18 protein-coding genes and 1 riboswitch are annotated in these 17,435 nt (G+C 63.7%); of the genes, 9 read left to right on the forward strand and 9 right to left on the reverse strand.

From position 1 onward, the window contains the following. Positions 1-2 precede the first annotated feature (2 nt). Positions 3-1,289, reverse strand: coding sequence for an adenylosuccinate synthase (locus H4V95_RS17075; protein WP_209731160.1), 1,287 nt, complete (start codon positions 1,287-1,289; stop codon positions 3-5). 220 nt (positions 1,290-1,509) lie between these two features. Next, on the reverse strand, positions 1,510-1,896 hold the full coding sequence (locus H4V95_RS17080) for a DoxX family protein (RefSeq protein ID WP_209731161.1): 387 nt from the start codon (positions 1,894-1,896) through the stop codon (positions 1,510-1,512). A 45-nt stretch (positions 1,897-1,941) separates the two neighbouring features. Here H4V95_RS17080 and H4V95_RS17085 point away from each other — a divergent pair, with 45 nt between their 5' ends. Beyond that, entirely contained in the window at positions 1,942-2,568 is a 627-nt protein-coding gene (locus tag H4V95_RS17085; RefSeq protein ID WP_209731162.1) for a hypothetical protein, read from the forward strand. A gap of 19 nt (positions 2,569-2,587) precedes the next feature. On the opposite strand, the gene H4V95_RS17090 is transcribed toward H4V95_RS17085, so the two are convergent. The 3 genes from H4V95_RS17090 to H4V95_RS17100 all read right to left on the reverse strand — a co-directional run bounded on the left by H4V95_RS17090 (position 2,588) and on the right by H4V95_RS17100 (position 4,836). Then, positions 2,588-3,007, reverse strand: a complete 420-nt coding sequence (locus tag H4V95_RS17090) for a DUF3151 domain-containing protein (RefSeq protein ID WP_196867107.1) — start codon at positions 3,005-3,007, stop codon at positions 2,588-2,590. 1 nt (position 3,008) lies between these two features. Continuing rightward, the gene (gene fbaA / locus H4V95_RS17095; RefSeq protein WP_196867106.1) at positions 3,009-4,028 is read right to left on the reverse strand and encodes a class II fructose-bisphosphate aldolase; all 1,020 of its coding nucleotides are present in this window, start codon (positions 4,026-4,028) and stop codon (positions 3,009-3,011) included. A gap of 172 nt (positions 4,029-4,200) precedes the next feature. Continuing rightward, complete coding sequence (locus tag H4V95_RS17100; RefSeq protein ID WP_196867105.1) at positions 4,201-4,836, reverse strand: TrmH family RNA methyltransferase; 636 nt, start codon at positions 4,834-4,836, stop codon at positions 4,201-4,203. A gap of 63 nt (positions 4,837-4,899) precedes the next feature. Here H4V95_RS17100 and H4V95_RS17105 point away from each other — a divergent pair, with 63 nt between their 5' ends. Continuing rightward, positions 4,900-5,679: an HAD-IIA family hydrolase gene (locus H4V95_RS17105; RefSeq protein ID WP_196867104.1), complete on the forward strand. Its 780-nt coding sequence runs from the start codon at positions 4,900-4,902 to the stop codon at positions 5,677-5,679. A 4-nt stretch (positions 5,680-5,683) separates the two neighbouring features. Beyond that, positions 5,684-6,418 carry a tyrosine-protein phosphatase gene (locus tag H4V95_RS17110; protein WP_209731163.1) on the forward strand — a complete coding sequence of 245 codons (735 nt, stop codon included), beginning with the start codon at positions 5,684-5,686 and terminating at the stop codon, positions 6,416-6,418. Here the strand turns inward: H4V95_RS17110 and H4V95_RS17115 are convergent. After that, positions 6,412-7,413 (reverse strand): thioesterase domain-containing protein, encoded by a 1,002-nt coding sequence (locus H4V95_RS17115; RefSeq protein WP_196867102.1) that lies wholly within the window; start codon positions 7,411-7,413, stop codon positions 6,412-6,414. The genes H4V95_RS17110 and H4V95_RS17115 overlap by 7 nt on opposite strands. Before the next feature lie 15 nt (positions 7,414-7,428). Next, positions 7,429-7,992, reverse strand: coding sequence for an orotate phosphoribosyltransferase (gene pyrE, locus H4V95_RS17120; protein ID WP_196867101.1), 564 nt, complete (start codon positions 7,990-7,992; stop codon positions 7,429-7,431). A gap of 164 nt (positions 7,993-8,156) precedes the next feature. Here pyrE and H4V95_RS17125 point away from each other — a divergent pair, with 164 nt between their 5' ends. The 5 genes from H4V95_RS17125 to H4V95_RS17145 all read left to right on the forward strand — a co-directional run bounded on the left by H4V95_RS17125 (position 8,157) and on the right by H4V95_RS17145 (position 13,089). Then, on the forward strand, positions 8,157-9,467 hold the full coding sequence (locus H4V95_RS17125; protein WP_196867100.1) for a PP2C family protein-serine/threonine phosphatase: 1,311 nt from the start codon (positions 8,157-8,159) through the stop codon (positions 9,465-9,467). Between the two features lie 77 nt (positions 9,468-9,544). Further along, positions 9,545-10,762, forward strand: coding sequence for a GAF domain-containing SpoIIE family protein phosphatase (locus H4V95_RS17130; RefSeq protein WP_209731164.1), 1,218 nt, complete (start codon positions 9,545-9,547; stop codon positions 10,760-10,762). A 71-nt stretch (positions 10,763-10,833) separates the two neighbouring features. Further along, the gene (locus H4V95_RS17135; protein WP_196867098.1) at positions 10,834-11,166 is read left to right on the forward strand and encodes an STAS domain-containing protein; all 333 of its coding nucleotides are present in this window, start codon (positions 10,834-10,836) and stop codon (positions 11,164-11,166) included. Next, complete coding sequence (locus H4V95_RS17140; protein ID WP_196867097.1) at positions 11,159-11,581, forward strand: ATP-binding protein; 423 nt, start codon at positions 11,159-11,161, stop codon at positions 11,579-11,581. The genes H4V95_RS17135 and H4V95_RS17140 overlap by 8 nt, the downstream gene beginning before the upstream one ends. Before the next feature lie 149 nt (positions 11,582-11,730). Further along, a riboswitch (cyclic di-GMP riboswitch) is annotated at positions 11,731-11,806 on the forward strand. Positions 11,807-12,006: 200 nt separating this feature from the next. Further along, a complete protein-coding gene (locus H4V95_RS17145; protein ID WP_312884072.1) occupies positions 12,007-13,089 on the forward strand; it encodes a glycosyl hydrolase in 1,083 nt (360 codons plus the stop codon). 41 nt (positions 13,090-13,130) lie between these two features. Here the strand turns inward: H4V95_RS17145 and H4V95_RS17150 are convergent, their stop codons facing one another. Continuing rightward, complete coding sequence (locus tag H4V95_RS17150) at positions 13,131-15,080, reverse strand: glycosyltransferase (RefSeq protein ID WP_209731166.1); 1,950 nt, start codon at positions 15,078-15,080, stop codon at positions 13,131-13,133. Between the two features lie 160 nt (positions 15,081-15,240). On the opposite strand from H4V95_RS17150, the gene H4V95_RS17155 reads away from it, so the two are divergent. Then, entirely contained in the window at positions 15,241-16,173 is a 933-nt protein-coding gene (locus H4V95_RS17155) for a DUF5996 family protein (RefSeq protein WP_245345759.1), read from the forward strand. Between the two features lie 32 nt (positions 16,174-16,205). On the opposite strand, the gene H4V95_RS17160 is transcribed toward H4V95_RS17155, so the two are convergent. Continuing rightward, positions 16,206-17,417: an ROK family transcriptional regulator gene (locus H4V95_RS17160; RefSeq protein WP_196867094.1), complete on the reverse strand. Its 1,212-nt coding sequence runs from the start codon at positions 17,415-17,417 to the stop codon at positions 16,206-16,208. Positions 17,418-17,435: the final 18 nt, after the last annotated feature.

A 17,435-nucleotide genomic window follows, 5' to 3' on the forward strand; every position in this document is an offset into this window, starting at 1 on the left:
GTCTAGCCGATCAGGTCGTTGATGACGATGGTCTGGTCGCGGTCCGGGCCCACCCCGATGGCTGAGAACCGTGCGCCCGACATCTTCTCCAGCGCCCTTACGTAGACCTGCGCGTTCTCCGGCAGGTCGTCGATGGTGCGTGCCGTGGTGATGTCCTCGGTCCAGCCCTCGAAGTACTCGAAGATGGGCTTGGCGTGGTGGAAGTCGGTCTGGGTCATCGGCATCTCGTCGTGCCTGACGCCGTCGACGTCGTACGCCACGCACACCGGGATCCGTTCGATCCCAGTGAGTACGTCAAGCTTGGTCACGAAGTAGTCGGTGAAGCCATTGACCCGGGCAGCGTGGCGGGCAAGAACGGCGTCGTACCAGCCACAGCGGCGGGGACGGCCAGTGTTGACACCGAACTCGCCGCCCTTCGTCTGCAGGTACATGCCCATGTCGTCGAACAGTTCGGTGGGGAACGGTCCAGCTCCCACCCGCGTGGTGTAGGCCTTGATGATGCCCACGGCGCGGCTGATCCGGGTGGGGCCGATGCCCGAACCGACCGACGCGCCACCGGCCGTGGGGTTCGACGAGGTCACGAACGGGTAGGTGCCGTGGTCCACGTCGAGGAAGGTGGCCTGGCCGCCCTCCATGAGGACCACCTTTCCGGCGTCGAGCGCTTCATTGAGCACGTAGGTGGAGTCGATGACCAGCGGCCGGAGGCGGTCGGCGAAGCCGAGGAAGTACTCGACCACTTCCTCCACCTCCACGTCGCGGCGGTTGTATACCTTGACCAGGAGTTCGTTCTTCTGGGCGAGGGAGCCTTCAACCTTCTGCCGCAGGATCGATTCGTCGAAGACGTCCTGGACGCGGATACCGAGCCGGGCCACCTTGTCCATGTAGGCGGGCCCGATACCGCGCCCGGTGGTGCCGATCGCCCGCTTGCCGAGGAATCGTTCGGTGACTTTGTCCAGGACCTGGTGGTACGGCGCCACCAGGTGGGCGTTCGCCGAAATGCGCAGCTTTGAGGTGTCGGCGCCGCGGGCTTCAAGCCCTTCGATCTCTTCGAACAGTGCTTCGAGGTTGATGACGCACCCGTTTCCGATGATCGGGATCGCGTTGGGGCTCAGGATGCCTGCGGGCAGCAGCTTCAGCTCGTATTTTTCACCGCCGACGACCACGGTGTGCCCCGCGTTGTTTCCGCCGTTCGGCTTGACGACGTAGTCAACCCGTCCGCCGAGCAGGTCGGTTGCTTTGCCTTTACCTTCGTCGCCCCACTGGGCTCCGACAATAACGATCGCTGGCATGGGATCCTCCCCCATCGTTGCGGCAGCACCCGCACCACACGCGATGCCGCCAGAAGTGCATGAGAATGCCCCAAGACCTGCGAGTGCGTGTGCGCAAGAGATCTGGGGCTCTTACCACCCAAGTTTAGCAAGAGATCCCGCCGACCCTCAGCTTGGTGACCAATCGGTGTGGACGGGAGGCTCCTCGAGAGACCCGACCGGTGTGGGATTCGCCTCCCTGTCAGTCGCGGGGTATGCCTCGCCGGCCACGGCCCGGTAGCTGACCACGCCCCTGCCAGGCCAGCAGCAGTGCTCCGGCGCCCAGCAGCACGTTGGTCCACACGTACCCGACGTCGCCGTTGAAAATGTTGGTCACTGCGGCACCCAGCATGACCAGCACCAGCACCAGTGCTCCCAGGGTGCGCAGCCGGGGAACGAAGAGCGCGGCACTGCCGAGGAACTCGCCGGCGGCAGTCAGGTACACCGTCCACTCCGGCAGCCCCGACTTCTGGAAGGGAAGCAGCGCAGCAGGCTCGCCGATCACCTTCTCGATCCCGGCCCGCACAAAAAAGAACGCCAGGATCGCTGCCAGCCCCAACCACACCAGTTCACTCCGGCTCTTCTGCATACCGCCATGATGCCATGGGGCCCCCAAGGAGGAGAGAATGTCCTCATGGATCGTTTCGCGGGCAACATTGCAGGGCTGGGCACGGCGTCGGGAACACGGCTGGTGATCGGCAGGTGGGACACGTCGCCGTTGGGGGCGTTCACCGACGTCATGATGGAGGATGCCAACGGTGAGCGGACCCTGCTCGCCCCGTCGCAGGCGGTTGCCGACTACGTCAGCTCTACCTACAGCTTCGATGTGGTCCGGGTGGTGGATGTGGACTCAACGCTCGACGACCGGCAACTGACCGTGACCGCGGGAGGGCTGGCAGTCACCGCGCAGCTCGGCGCGGTAACCGGGCTGGGGCGGATGTTGCGCCTCATTCCGGCGCGGCTCGCGACGTCGCCGCGCTGGCTGAGCCTCATCAATCCGGTGGCTGGGCTGCTCATGCCCGGGGTCAGCACGGCGGGATCGGCTGGCAATGGCCGCACTGAATATTACGGGGTGACGACGGCGGTGAAAATATATTACGGGGTGACGACGGCGGTGAAAATCACCGCCGCGTCGGTGCGTTGGCACGGCAAGGACCTGGGGATCCTGGCACCGTTGACACCGCCAGTGCGGTTTGGGTTCAGCTCTGCCCCTGCCGCGCCGATGCTGGTCACCGTGGTGACCAGCATCAGGCGTCCTTGAGCCAGTTGCCTACCTGGACCTAATTGCCCAGTTGCTTACTGGCTTCCGGGTCGGATTCGCCGAGGAACTTCGCGATCCGCTCGGCCTCGTCGATTTCGCCGATCGAGGCCGCTGCCCTGCCCAGCGCATAAAGCGAGCGGAGGAATCCACGGTTGGGTTCGTGCGAGTAGGGCACGGGCCCGGTGCCGCGCCAGCCGTTGCGCCGCAACGCGTCAAGACCACGGTGGTAGCCGGTCCTGGCGTACGCATAGGACTCGATGGTGCGGCCATCGGCGTAGGCTTCGTCGGCCAGGATGGCCCACACCAACGACGACGTCGGGTACTTGGCGGCGAGATCTACCGCTTCGTCACCGGCGTCGATCCGGACGCCGAGGTCCGTCTCCTCGGGAAGGAGGGTGGGCTCGGGGCCCAGAAGGTTCCGGCGGAATTCATCGGACATGTTAGAGCTTCTTTCCGGCGGAGCCCAGGGATGCTGCGGCTTCCACCACGCGGGCGGCCAGTCCGGCTTCGGCGGCTGCACCCCACACGCGGGGGTCATAAACCTTCTTGTTGCCTACCTCGTTGTCGACCTTGAGCACGCCGTCGTAGTTCTTCAGCATGTGGTCAACCACCGGGCGGGTGAACGCGTACTGCGTATCGGTGTCGATGTTCATCTTGATGACACCGTACGAGACGGCGTCGGAGATTTCCTGGTCCGAGGATCCTGATCCACCGTGGAACACGAGGTCGAAGGGCTTGTCCTTGCCGAGCCGTGAGCCGATCTGGTCCTGGATGTCCTTGAGGATCTCGGGGCGGAGCTTGACGCCGCCGGGCTTGTACACGCCGTGCACATTCCCGAAGGTCAGGGCGGTCAGGTAGCGGCCGTGCTCGCCGGAGCCCAGCGCCTCGACAGTGGCCAGCGCGTCTTCGACAGTGGTGTACAACTTGTCGTTGATGGCGTTCTCGACGCCGTCCTCCTCACCGCCGACGGTGCCGATCTCAACCTCAAGGATGATCTTCGCTGCGGCTGCGCGGGGCAGGATGTCCTTGGCGATCCGCAGGTTTTCCTCAAGGGTTTCCGCTGAGCCGTCCCACATGTGGGACTGGAAGATCGGGTTGTTGCCGCGCTTGACCGCCTCTTCCGATGCCGCGAGGAGCGGCAGGACAAACTCGTCCAGCTTGTCCTTGGGGCAGTGGTCGGTGTGCAGCGCAATATTCACGTCATACTTCTTGGCCACCTCGTGGGCGAAGGCGGCGAAGCCAAGAGAACCGACCACCATGTCCTTCACCGATGCGCCCGACCAGTAGGCAGCGCCGCCCGTGGACACCTGCACGATGCCGTCGGAACCGGCCTCGGCGAACCCACGCATCGCAGCGTTGAGGGTCTGGGAGGAGGTCACGTTCACGGCCGGATACGCGAAGCCCCCAGCCTTGGCACGGTCGATCATTTCTGAATAGATCTCAGGTGTTGCGATAGGCATAAGGACTCCTTTGTGGAATGCGTGCGTAAACAGGCGGGATGAAAACTGACCGCTTAAGCCATCCTATTCGACTGCTCGATCAGCAGAAACGGCCCCCGGGGTCGGGTTCGCCGGTTGCGCGCGGCAGTTCTGACTGTCCAGACGTTTCTGACCCAGGCAGGTGCACTGCTGGTCAGATCCCCTGCCCGAAGACGTGCCGGCGGACCCATCCGTGCATGGCGATCGCGGCAGCGGCAGATGCGTTGATGGACCGGGTGGACCCAAACTGGGCGATGGAGAGGGTGGCGTCGGCGGCGGCATGCACCTCGGGTGTCAGGCCCGGCCCCTCCTGGCCGAAGACCAGCACGCAGTTCTCCGGCAGTTCATAGGTTTCCAGGGGCACTGAATCCGGAAAGTTGTCGATCCCGATGATCCGCAGCCCCTCCCCTGCCGCCCACGTGACGAATTCCTCGACCGTGGGATGGTGCCGGACGTGCTGGTAGCGGTCGGTCACCATCGCACCCCGACGGTTCCACCGCCGTCGTCCGATGATGTGGACTTCCCTGGCCATGAAGGCGTTCGCCGTGCGCACCACCGAACCGATGTTCAGGTCATGCTGCCAGTTCTCGATGGCGACGTGAAAGTTGTGGCGGCGGGAGTCGAGGTCCGCGACGATCGCATCGTGGGTCCAGTACCGGTACCGGTCGACGACGTTGCGGGTGTCCCCAGCAGCAAGGAGGTCGGCATCCCAGTGCTCTCCCTCTGGAAGTTGCCCCTCCCAGGGGCCCACGCCGACCGGGACCAGCGGGATTTCGGGATTTTCTTTCACGCTCCCAGCCTAAGGTGAAAGACTGGGGTCCTAGAGCACCGCCGGACGGCAGGGAGATATCACATGGGTGAGAACGAACATATCGAGTGCTGGCTGACGGACATGGATGGCGTCCTGGTGCATGAAAACCAGGCGATCCCGGGCGCAGCAGAGCTGATTGACCGCTGGGTAGCCACGTCCAAGCGGTTCCTGGTGCTGACCAACAACTCCATCTACACTCCGCGGGACCTTGCAGCCCGGCTGAAGGCCTCCGGCCTGGAAGTCCCCGAGGAGAACCTGTGGACCTCGGCCCTGGCCACCGCGCAATTCCTTAAGGAGCAGTTGCCGGGGGGCCGGGCGTACGTGATCGGGGAGGCCGGCCTGACGACGGCGTTGCATGAGGCCGGTTTTGTACTCACGGACCAGGCGCCCGACTATGTGGTGCTCGGGGAAACCCGCACCTACTCGTTTGAGGCGATCACCAAGGCCATCCGGTTGGTAGAGGGCGGGGCCCGGTTCATTGCAACGAACCCTGATGTTACCGGGCCGTCGAAGGAAGGACCGCTGCCTGCGACGGGGGCAGTCGCGGCCCTGATCACCGCTGCTACCAGCCGTGTTCCCTACATTGTGGGTAAACCCAATCCCATGATGTTCCGCTCGGCCATGAACCAGATCGACGCCCACTCCGAAACCACCGCGATGATCGGCGACCGGATGGACACCGACATTATTGCGGGGATGGAAGCGGGCCTGCACACGGTGCTGGTGCTCAGCGGCATCACCCAGCGCGCCGACATCGACGCCTACCCGTTCCGGCCCGCCCAAATCATGGAGTCAGTGGCGGACCTGATCGACCAGGTCTAGTCCCGTGCCGGGGGTGCTCAACCTGCGCGACATCGCGGAGCTCACCGCCGCCGACCCCCGGGCCCCGGTGCCGGGCAAGGTGTTCCGCTCCAGCCAGCCGCTCGATTGGGACCGTGAGTCGACCATGAACTTCCTCACGGGTCAAGGGATCCAATCGATCGTTGACCTGCGCAGTCAACGCGAGGCCGGAATGGCACCCTGGCAGGTGGCCGCCGATACGGGAATCGACGTCGTTGCCGCCCCGCTGGACCCCTCCGAGGCCAACCCGGCGTCGACCATGGGGTTACTGACCGCTGCGGACCTGGGGAACTACTACCTGGGCTGGCTGCACAGTCGGCCCGCGGTGGTGGTCGACGCGCTCGAGCCGATTGTGGCGGGCCGGACCACACTGGTGCACTGCGCCGCAGGCAAGGACCGCACGGGAGTGATCACCGCGGTGATTCTCCTGGCTGCCGGGGTCTCCGATGACCTGATCATCAAGGACTACGCCCACACGACAGGCGCCCTGCCGGAGATTCTGCCGGCACTGGCGAAACTATGGATGGGTGACGCGCCCGCGGGGTCGGGCCGGCTGTCGATCGAGAACCCGCCGGTGATCCTGACCTCACCGGCGGGCGCCATGGCCACGTTCATTGAGGGGATGCGCCGCGAGTTCGGCACCGTCGACTCGTTCCTGGAGGGCGCCGGGATGGACCGCCGCGACCTGGGTCAACTCCGGAGAACCCTCAGGGGTCAGTAGGCGCTTCGCCGGGAACCGCCCCGCGGCACGGGCAGGAATTCGTCCTGCAGCGCGACGACGATGCTCTGGTAAATCAGCGGGTTCCACTGCGGGCTGGCGTGCGCGGGCAGGGCGCCGTCGGTGACGTAGTCGGCCGACACCAGGTTGTCCGGGAAGGCTTCCGCCCAGCCGGGCCTGGCCCGGGCGTAGTTGACCGTACCGTCGTTGGGGTTGCCGATGAAAGCGATCTGCGTATCGCCCAGCGTCCCCTGGAAGCGGGTGACGTTGTAGTGGTAGATGTACGAAGACTGCGACTGGATCAGGACGCTCGATGGTGCGAACGGGGAGAGTTGCTCAAGGCTCTGGTTCAGGACCTGCCGCCAAGTGCGCTCGTTCTTGTTGACAATCCGCTCCCCCAGTTCATAGCCGCCGCGCAGCACGGTGGGGACCCGGTAGCCGGCGTCATACAGGAACACCACGCCCTCGAACACGGCCTGGTCCAGCACATCATCACGGGAGTGCGGACTGGAATCGAGGATGATCAGCTCCACCGCGATCCCCAGCCCGCGCAACTGCGAAGCCACCTCGACCGCCACCATCCCGCCGAAGCTGTGGCCGTAGAAGTAGAGGGTCTGAACCTGGAAGATCCTCACGTACCGGTTCAGCGCTGCGACGATGCTCGCGATGTTCAGCCCACGGTTCGAATATCCCATCACCGCGATCTGCCCACGCTGGCTCAGGGCTGGCTGGAGTGAGTTCGCGATCCAGCCGCCCTCTTCCCAGCCAGTCTTGTAGCCGGGGAAGATGATCCACCGTGTTCGCGGGAACCGGCGTGCGGCTTCCGCGTCCTCAACCGGAAGGATCTGCAGTTCCTCGCGTTCCTCCTGGACCTGCCGGGTCAGGAACAGGTCGGCAGCAAGGGTAAGCCCAAACGCTGAACCAGCGATGAAGGAGCGGCGGGACATGCCTTTGATCCCGTGCGCATAGCGAAGCAGCCGTTCGGCGTCCTCAGTCATCGGTCTGCTCAGGTGCTAGCTCAGGCCGAGCTCATCTTTACCGAACGCGTAGAGGTAGGGCACCCCTGCTTCCGACTCGATGCGTTCCCTGGACCCGGTGTCCCGGTCGACGATGACCGCCACGGCCTGCACGTTGCCACCCGCCCGCCGGACACCTTCCACGGCGGTCAGTGCCGACCCGCCAGTGGTTGAGGTGTCCTCAAGGACGACGACGGTCCGGCCGGCGACGTCGGGGCCCTCCACCTGTCGCGCCATGCCGTGGGCTTTCTGGGTCTTGCGCACCACGAACGCGTCAATGCCCCGATTGTCGCGGGCCGCGGCGTGCATGACGGCGGTTCCCACCGGGTCGGCGCCCATGGTCAGCCCACCAGCGCACTCAAAGGCGATGCCGGCGTCGTCGAGCATCTGCAGCATGACCCGGCCCACCAGCTGCGACGCCTCGTGGTGGAGCGTGATCCGGCGCAGGTCGATGTAGTAGTCGGCTTCCTTACCGCTGGACAGGGTCACCTTCTCGTGAACGATGGCCAGTTCCTGGATGAGTTCACGCAGGCGGTCGCGGGCGGCGGTATCGACGGTCATGGTTGCAATCCTAATCTCTCCTCCGGTGGCGACCTGCGCTGCATGCGACCCACCGGGCCGACAGCGGAGGTCCGGCGCGTCCACCGGCCGCCGGATACCATTGCAGAAAGAGCACCTGGTCTTGCCCCCGGAGCAATAACGAGCAGCCCTAGAGAGGAACCACCATGACTTTCGGTCCCGTTCGACGTTTGACGGGACCGGATGACATTTCACCCCTCGTCAAACAGCTTCCGATCGCTGTCCTCTTCGTTGCCGCAGCGGTGATGAGCAGCCTGGTACCTACTCTGACGGTCAGCAGCAGACCAGTATTGATTATCGGCGTCTGTCTAACCATTGCCGCAACCCTGTTTGCCTTAGCTTTTTCGCGACCAACGCTATCGCGCTTCTCGGTACTCATCCCGGCCGTTGATCTGCTCGCTGCGGGTATGCTTCGATACGCGACCGGCGAAAGCCAGTCGATCTACGCTTCCCTGGTGCTGTTACCCATTCTGTGGCTGGCAACAATCGAAGGGCGACGTCATGTGCTCTACGCCATCCTCGGTGGCGTAGTGGCCATCCTGGTGCCGTTCGCCCTGGGCGCCGGGACGGACGAAAATCCCAACGAACTGCTCCGAGGCATGTACAGCCTCCTCGTGTTCGCCCTGGCCGCCGGAATTGTCAATGAGCTCGCCTCGAGGTCACGACGACGACTGTCTTCGGCGCGTGCGCAGGCAGCGGCTTCAGCAGAGGAGCTCAGCCGGGCCGCCGAAATTCAGCGCTATCTCCTCCCCCAGGAAGCAGCTCCACTACCTGGATACGAAACTGCCGGGGCCTGTGTGCCATCGAAAGCTGTCGGTGGCGACTTCTTCGACTGGTACGAAATCGACGGGGGTCTTGGGTTCACCCTGGGCGACGTGATGGGCAAGGGCGCGGGGGCGGGCATGATCGCCGCCACTACCCGGGCGGTGATCCGCAGCGCCCGAAACAACGAGGACCCGGCGGTAGCGCTCAGATTAACCTCAGATTGTCTTACGTCGGAGCTAAGCCAGGCCGCATCCTTTGCAACCCTCTTCCACGCAAGACTCCGCGCAGCGGATGGTCGCCTTTCCTTCTGTGATGCGGGACATGGGCTAACGCTTTGCATCAGAGCAGATGGGAGCTGGGAAAGGCTCGCCTCCCGGGAACTGCCGGTAGGCCTCCTCCCGGAATCCACCTGGCATTCGTTCGAAATCAGGCTTGAGCCCGGCGATATGATCGTCAGTTTCAGCGATGGAGTGCTGGACCTTTATGACGGAACTCTGAGCGCCATCGACGAGCTCGCCCTGCTGGCCATCTCAGCCTCTTCGGCGAAAGATATCGTGGAAACTGTTCAGGTCCTCGCGTCAGGATCTGTCAACCCTGATGACGTGACCATCCTCGCGGTCCGAAGGTCCGCGCACCAGACAGCATCGCCTAACGCGGCCCACAGCGAAACCCTCCAGGTAGGCGCTGCCTGACACGGAGGGGAACTCACCGGCGTGAGTCCCAGCTCAACCGCCAGCACAGACTGGCAAGTGAAAGAACAGGTGTACGCATGAACGAACCATCGCCTAACCTCTTCAACGAATCTGCCGGGTCTGCTCACAACGAAACCGAGAGGCTCAAGTCCCTCGCAGAGACAGCACTGCTCGACACCCCGCCCGAGGAGGGGTTTGACCGGATCACCCGATTGGCTCAGAAGCTCTTCGGGGTCAGCTCCGCCTCGGTGTCGCTGATCGCGGAAGACCGACAGTTCCTCAAATCAGTCGCCGGCACCCTCGACGTCAACAGCCCCCGAAAGGCGTCCTTCTGCACCCACACCATCATGACCCCGGACACCCTGGTGGTCGAGGATGCCGGGGAAGATGACCGCTTCAGCTCCAACCCCTATGTCCTGGGCATCCCCAATATCCGCTTCTACGCCGGGCAGCCCCTGCAGGGCCCAGGGGGACACAATATCGGCACTCTCTGCATCAGCGATCAGCAGCCACGCACGTTCAACGGTGAACAGGAAAAAGTCCTCCGCGACCTTGCCGCCGTCGTGCAGCGCGAGATTAACGTTCGCACGGATCTCCAGAACGGCGCACGAATTCAGCACGCTCATCTTCCGGAAAGCGCACCATCCCTCCCCGGCTACAGGGTAACCGCGGCTTTTCGTCCGGCGGGCGAATTATCAGGTGACTTCTATGACTGGGACCTTGTACAAGGGCGGTTCCGGTTCACACTGGCCGATGTCATGGGCAAGGGAACTGGCCCGGCCATTCTGGCTGCCACCGTGAGAGCTGGCCTGCGAGCCAACGCAAACCTGGATCCCGCCGGCGCGTTCGCAGCAGTCTCAACCGAGTTGACCTGCAACCTGGAGCGGACCGATTCCTTCGTGACCGCATTCCACGGCGACCTGGACCCGGACACGGGCACCGTGTCGTATTCGGATGCGGGACACGGGTTGGCGCACTATCTGCCTGCGGGCGGGCGACCGATCCGGCTTCCCACCTCCAGCGGCCCGCTGGGGATCTTTCCTGGCATGCAATGGCACACCGAGTCTCTGACCCTGGGCCCCGGCGACGCCCTGATGATTCCCAGCGACGGGGTCCTTGAACTGGTCAACGACGACCTGGAAGAACTCGCGCATGTCCTGGCGCAGCTTTCCTCCGCTGACGACCCCAGAGACTTCATTGACAGACTCTCCAGCGAAGCGGTCACCGGCGCCGACGACACCACCGTTCTCATCCTGCGCAGGAACGAGCTCACAGTCGGTTTAGATGGTCTTTAGCAACCCAGTACATGCGATGCTTTGACGAGCATTGGTCGGTGTGCAGCTTGAATGTTTTCGAAAGGAATTGAATGAAGTTCAGTCATATGCCCAAAGGTACGTACACCGAGGTCAAGGCGGATGGACGCCTGAACATGGTTTCCGCCCCAGAGCTGCGCGAATTCGTGTCCGGCTTGATTACCGAGGGGTCCTCCCGGATTGTCATCAACCTGGAACAGGCGGTGTTTATGGACTCCTCCGGGCTCGGCGCGCTGATTGGTTGCCTGAAAGCGGCCCGTCAGGCCGGCGGTGATTTGCGGATCGCAGGTGTCCAACCCCAGGTGAAGATGGTTCTTCAATTGACCAGTATGGACAAGGTCCTCACACCCTATGCATCTGCCGATGATGCGTTCAGCAATGAGTGACGTTCTCGCCTCCCGACGGTATCGGGGGCTGGCGGTAGGAAGCGTCATCGATGAGGTCCACACCGATCTGGACGAGCTCTGGACCGATGCCCCTTTTGTCCAGGAAATGGACCAGATGACTTTCACAACGGCGGTCATCGAGTCCGTGTCGAACATTGTCCAGCACGCCGAGCCGGAAGGTCGGGGACCGGTGGAGCTGAGCGTTCACGTCGAGGTCCGAACCACCCAGCTGAAAGCTGAGATCAGCGCCTACCACGCCAAGCCTCCCCTTGGCATGATGAATCCGCACATGCCTGGTGAGGACGCGGAGTCTGGCCGGGGACTTGCGCTCATCGAGGCTCTGGTCACAACTGTCACATTCGAGCGGCAGGATGCGACCAATACCTGGGTACTGTCCCGGACCCCGCAGAGCTGAGTCTGATGATGAGAGCCCGCGGGGGATCAGTCCACCCTGTGGAAAACCTGCACAAATACTTGTTGTTTTCACCGGTTCTCACGACCGCATCCACGGGACAATGAGGAGCCGGATCGAGCCACCGAGCCGGCACATTAGGGCGACCGTCATGATGTAAAGGGCCAAACCGGTGCAAGCCGGCGACGCAAAGCCACGGGGCCCGCACGGGTCAGCCGGGCTACTGATTCTCAAAAAAGGTGCCAGCCATGGTCTTCCCCGTGCCGCTTCGCTCATTCGCACCAGCATTAAGACATGCGCGGAGGACTACCACCAGGGTGCTCCTGATGATGTGCGCCGTTGCGCTGTTATCGACGGGGATTCTTCCCGCCGCCCAGGCAGGCGCAGCAATAAGCCTTAGCAGTTCCCAGGGGCCAGCCGGGACGTCAGTGACCATTACCGGCCTGGGTTTCCCCAAGAACACGAAGGGTTCGATAGTTGCCGCGTCGACGAGTGTCGGGATGCGGGTGAACGGAGCTGGCTCGTTCCAGGCCTCAGTGATCATCCCTGCCGGGGCATCGAGTGTGGAGATCAGGGCGACTGCAGGCTCTGCATCGGCCACCTCCATCTTCACCGTCACGGACCCTGTTCATTCCACCAGCCCCGATTCGTCAACCCCCAAAGCTATCCGCTTCGGTGTCGGAACGAATGGTGGTCCGGCAGCAACGGCAGAGCTCGACGAGGTCGAAGCCATTGCCGGAGAGGCACCCTCGCTGGTGCTCTCCTACAAGGACTTCCGTCAACCACCACCGCTGACCGAACTTGACGCGGTGAGGTCCCGTGGCGCAGAGACAATCCTGACCTGGGAACCGTGGTCCTGGGGTGGCGGCGTGGAACAGCCCGCCTATTCGCTGGACCGCATCGCCGCCGGCGATTTCGACGGTTACCTGCGGCAATGGGGAACGGCTCTCGGCCAGTGGGGTCACCCGGTTTATTTGCGGTTTGGTCATGAAATGAACGGTGACTGGTACCCGTGGGCTGAGGGAGTCAACGGGAACGGGCCGGGTGACTATGTGGCCGCCTACCGGCACGTCCACGACGTCGTCACCGCCACCGGGGCGACGAACATCCGCTGGATCTGGAACCCGAATGTCCCCTATGCGGGTTCCACCCCACTGGAAGAGCTTTTCCCGGGAGCAGCCTATGTCGACGTGACCGCACTGGACGGCTACAACTGGGGCACTTCCCAGATCTGGAGCGCCTGGCAAGAGCCTGGGCTGCTATTCGGTGAGGGTCTCGCAGAACTGAGGCGGTTGGCACCGGGGAAGCCCATCATGATCGCCGAGACAGCATCCTCGGAACTCGGCGGGTCAAAAGCAGCGTGGAATACGGCCCTTTTCGACTACCTCTCCAACCAACCAGACATCGTTGCTCTGGTCTGGTTCCACCTGGCAAAGGAAGCCGACTGGCGGATCAACAGCAGCGAAGCATCCGCCAACGCATTCAAAGCGGCGCTCGTGAGCCGGCGTTGATCATCCAGAGCGGCTGATCCTTCCGGGGATGCTGGAGTCGGTCACGGTTTCAGGACGCCAACTGGTTGCTCGTTGGGGGCGAACCCCTGATAGCGAACCGCCTTAATCAGGACGCTGAGCACAACCAGGTCGTAGACAACCCAGAACACGTTGACTGCTGTGCCGAGCGGCTCATTCAGGCCTACCCCGAGCCGCACCAGCCCGACCACCGCTGCTCCAGCCAGCAGAGCCATCGCAAGCAGCTGCGGGCGGATCAGGTGCCAGTCGCGGCTGTTGCCTTGCTTGACCTTGGGTGTGACGGCAAAATCCAAGGGGCGGCCGAACCACACGTTGCGTGCCGCTGAGGTGCATGCCTTGATCCAGATCGGGAACAAAGCAAGGCTATATTGCTGTCCCCGCCACGTCTTCGCGCCTCGTCCGGCCACGATGAACAGGAGTTGGTTGGCCACCATGAAGGGAATGAAACGGATGAAGAATTCCGTACTGAGGCTGTTGACGGGCAGGATGCCGAGCAGGAGATAGATGACCGGCGCGGCGATGTAGACCACGGCGGCGAATCCTGAGAGGTAGCTCCACATCGTCGCGAAGTACATCAACCGTTGGGTCCATTTCATTCCCCGCTTCGTAAGCGGGTTCTCCCGCAGCAGCACCTGGATCGTGCCCTGCGCCCAGCGCAGCCGCTGGGTAAGCATGGTCTTGAGATCCTCCGGGGCGAGGCCAACGGCGAGGATCTCATGGTGGTAGACACTCTTCCAGCCGAGAGAGTGCATCCGCATAGAAGTGGCCATGTCCTCCGTCACGGAAATCGTGGCCAAAGGCATCACCGGCTGGGCCTCGTCATTACGCTCCACCGAGATGGCCTCAAGCACCGCCTGCACTGATTCCAGGGCGCCCAGAGGGGACCAATGCCTCGACGACAGGTGCGCTACGGCAGCATCGACGTCGTCAGGGGTGAGAGGGACACCGCCGTCCAGGCCCATCGCCGAGATCTCAGCCAGGTCAGCCTGGAGTACCGAGAAGTCCGCCGCGACGAGCTGCTGGACGGCACCATCCACCGTGCGGCGCAGGTTGTAGGTGATCTCGCTGAACGACCTGCCGGCCTTGAGATCGGCGCTGGCTTTCCTCGTTGCAACCTCCACCTCGTCCAGCAGGCCGGCCACCATTGGAGCGGTGGAGTCCTTGGACTTGCGCGCCTTACGCACCGCCGTCCGAGCGCCCTTCAACGCGGAATGGATATTGCGCTCAACCTCGTCGACGTAGCCCACCAGGCCCAGTTGCATGAGCGCTTCACGGCGCAGCAGTGCGTTCGAACCACAGAAAAAGGCGGCATTCCAGCCGTCCTTGCCCTGCTGCAGCGGGCCGTAAAACAGGGGTGCCTGACTACCTAGCGGGTCATCCTCAGGAACGTTGACGAACCATTGGGGGGTCTGCACCAGGGACACCTTGCGGTTATTGAAGTAACCCAGCGTCCTGTCCAGGATTTTCGGCCTGGGGATCTGGTCCGCATCGAGGATCAGCATGAATTCACCCTGAGTCATCATCAGCGCATTGTTGAGATTCCCTGCCTTTGCGTGGCGGGGCCGATTCGCCCATTCGTCTCCCCGGGTGAGATACCCGATCCCGTGTTCCTCGGCCAGCAACCTGAGTTCGTCCCTCGCGCCGTCGTCGAGAATCCAGGTCTGATGTGGGTACCTGATCCGCTGGGCCGCCACGGCAGTGTCCATCACCATGTCCAACGGCTCGTTGTAGGTGGTGATGAAAACGTCGACGGTCAAGCCCTCGGGAGCGGGCGGGGGTATCCGTTCCCGGGTCCGCCAGGTGGTCAGGCCAAAGAGCATGACGTCGATCAGGCTGTAGGTCTCGGCTAAGACCAGCGGAATAGCGATCCACCAGGCAGACCAGTTCAATGACTCCAGCCAGCGCCATCCGATGTAGTTGACCCCCAGAATCACTGTCAAAACCACCAGCAATCGGATCAGGAATCGATGCACATTTCCCCATTTCTATGCTTTGGCGTCGATGCGCCGCCCTGCCGCTCAAGCCTATCCGAGTGCCCGGCAGCCTTGATGAGTCTGCCACCCACTCCCTGGGCTGAATATCCCGTCTGGATTAGGCTCAGCATCACAAGGAGAGCGGACGGAAGGTAAGCCCATGGTGCAGCGCGAGGAAACATCAACAGCATGGCCCCGGCTCCGGGTCGACGACTGGTCTGACACGCGGGACACCCTGCACATGTGGACGCAGATCATCGGCAAGATCCGTCTCGCCCACGCCCCGCTGGTCAACCACTGGTGGCAGGTCACGTTGTACGTGAGTGCCCGCGGGTTGAGGACGTCGGCAATCCCCCACCGGGACACCGTCTTCGACATCGAATTCGATTTCTGCGACCATCGGCTCCGGCTCCGCAGCGGGGATGGGCAGACCCGGGAGCTCGCCCTGGCGTCCATGCCGGTCAAGGATTTTCATTCCTGGATTATGGGGGCGCTCACCGAACTGGGCATCGAGACGGTCATCCAGTCACAACCCAACGAGGTGGACCCGGCGATCCCGTTCGCGGAAGACACCGTGCACGCCTCCTACGACCCGGTGGCCGCCCACCTGTTCTGGCGCCAGCTTGTCCAGGCGGACCGGGTGATGAATCAATTTCGGGCCCACTTCATCGGCAAGGTCAGCCCTGTCCACTTTTTCTGGGGCGCAATGGACCTGGCGTGCACCCGCTTCTCCGGTCGGGACGCGCCAGTCCACCCCGGCGGGGCCCCGAACTGCGGTGACTGGGTGATGGAGGAGGGCTATTCCAAGGAGCTCAGCAGCTGCGGATTTTGGCCTGGCGGTGGGGAGGAGGGGGCGTTCTACGCGTACGCCTATCCGGAGCCGTCCGGTTTTGCCGACCAGCCACCGGGACCGCCGGGGGCGTTCTATTCGGCCGAGAATGGGCAGTTTCTCCTTCCGTATGAAAGGGTGCGGTCCGCTGCGGACCCCGACCGGGTGCTGCTCGAATTCCTGCAGGCCACCTACGCCGCCGCCGCGACGACCGGCCGCTGGGACAGGACCCAGCTGGAAACCGACCCCGCCCGGTGGGGCTGAGCCGGTCGGGATGAGCCGTGGCGCGGCACGGGTCAGGGTGCGGCCAGGCTCGCGGTCTCGATCGACTCCGGAGACAGGACATGGGAGATGGCCATCACCGAGGCACCCCTGACCCCAGCATTCTGCCCGGCAACCGAGGGGACAATCCGCAAGTGCTCCGTGGCCAACGGCAGGGAGCGGCGATAGACCACTTCGCGGATCCCCGCCAACAGGTGTTCACCGGCCTGCGCCAGACTTCCGCCAATCACCACCACCGCGGGGTTGATCAGGTTCACGCAGGTCGCCAGCACGTCGCCGATATCACGGCCGGCCTGACGGATCACCTGGATGGCGTTCCCGTCACCTGAGCGCACCAGGTCGATCACGCCCTGGCTGTTGGTGAGGGTTCCGCCGGTCAGTGCATTAAGGGCGGCGGCAAGCGCCGGGCCGCCGGCCATTGCTTCGAGGCACCCGGTGTTCCCGCACCGGCACGGAATGTCCCCGCCGCGCGGCACGCGTACGTGGCCGAGGTCCCCCGCGGTTCCCTGGGCGCCGCGCTGCAGCATTGACCCGGAGATGATCCCGGCGCCGATGCCGGTAGCCACCTTGATGAACATCAGGTCGGAGGTGTCCGGCCAGTTGCTGCTCAGCTCCCCCAGGGCCATGATGTTGACGTCGTTGTCCACGAGTACCGGGACGTCGAAAGTTCGCTGCACCAGACCTGGCACATCGAAGCGATCCCAGCCCGGCATGATCGGCGGGTTGATGGGGCGTCCGGTCTCGTGCTCCACCGGACCGGGCAGCCCGATGCCGATGGCCGCGAGCTCGGAACTGCTCCGGTGTGCCTCCACCAACAGTTTACCGATCGTTGCGACCAGCCAGCCCAGCACCGCTTCCGGCCCATCGGAGATGTTCAGTGTCTGCCGGGCGCTGGCCAGTTCTGCGCCGGAGAGATCGGTCAGGATCACCAGGGCGTGGGTGGCGCCGATGTCGGCACCGATCACTACCCGGGCTCCGGGGTTCAGCGCGAACAACGACGGCGGCCGCCCCCCGGTGGACACGGCTCCACCATAGGGGGCCACCAGTCCGAGGGTCATCAAGGTCTCCACCCGCGAGGCGACGGTGGAACGTGCGAGCCCGGTGAGTTGCGCCAGTTCCGCCCGGGTCCGCGGTTGTCCGTCGCGCAGGAGCTGGAACACCTCGCTGGCGCCGGGCGCGGGCAACGCGGAGGTGCGGCCCTGCTTCTCGGACTCAATCTTCAACACGGTTTTAGTAAACCACGC

The sequence above is a fragment of the Arthrobacter sp. CAN_C5 genome, from assembly GCF_017875735.1.
In the GTDB taxonomy this organism is placed as follows: Bacteria; Actinomycetota; Actinomycetes; order Actinomycetales; family Micrococcaceae; genus Arthrobacter_D.

Coding starts and splice junctions, on each gene's coding strand:
- H4V95_RS17075 (WP_209731160.1), bottom strand. CDS start 1,289: ATGCCAGCGATCGTTATTGTCGGAGCCCAGTGGGGCGACGAAGGTAAA.
- H4V95_RS17080 (WP_209731161.1), bottom strand. CDS start 1,896: ATGCAGAAGAGCCGGAGTGAACTGGTGTGGTTGGGGCTGGCAGCGATC.
- H4V95_RS17085 (WP_209731162.1), top strand. CDS start 1,942: ATGGATCGTTTCGCGGGCAACATTGCAGGGCTGGGCACGGCGTCGGGA.
- H4V95_RS17090 (WP_196867107.1), bottom strand. CDS start 3,007: ATGTCCGATGAATTCCGCCGGAACCTTCTGGGCCCCGAGCCCACCCTC.
- fbaA (WP_196867106.1), bottom strand. CDS start 4,028: ATGCCTATCGCAACACCTGAGATCTATTCAGAAATGATCGACCGTGCC.
- H4V95_RS17105 (WP_196867104.1), top strand. CDS start 4,900: ATGGGTGAGAACGAACATATCGAGTGCTGGCTGACGGACATGGATGGC.
- H4V95_RS17115 (WP_196867102.1), bottom strand. CDS start 7,413: ATGACTGAGGACGCCGAACGGCTGCTTCGCTATGCGCACGGGATCAAA.
- pyrE (WP_196867101.1), bottom strand. CDS start 7,992: ATGACCGTCGATACCGCCGCCCGCGACCGCCTGCGTGAACTCATCCAG.
- H4V95_RS17125 (WP_196867100.1), top strand. CDS start 8,157: ATGACTTTCGGTCCCGTTCGACGTTTGACGGGACCGGATGACATTTCA.
- H4V95_RS17130 (WP_209731164.1), top strand. CDS start 9,545: ATGAACGAACCATCGCCTAACCTCTTCAACGAATCTGCCGGGTCTGCT.
- H4V95_RS17135 (WP_196867098.1), top strand. CDS start 10,834: ATGAAGTTCAGTCATATGCCCAAAGGTACGTACACCGAGGTCAAGGCG.
- H4V95_RS17140 (WP_196867097.1), top strand. CDS start 11,159: ATGAGTGACGTTCTCGCCTCCCGACGGTATCGGGGGCTGGCGGTAGGA.
- H4V95_RS17155 (WP_245345759.1), top strand. CDS start 15,241: ATGGTGCAGCGCGAGGAAACATCAACAGCATGGCCCCGGCTCCGGGTC.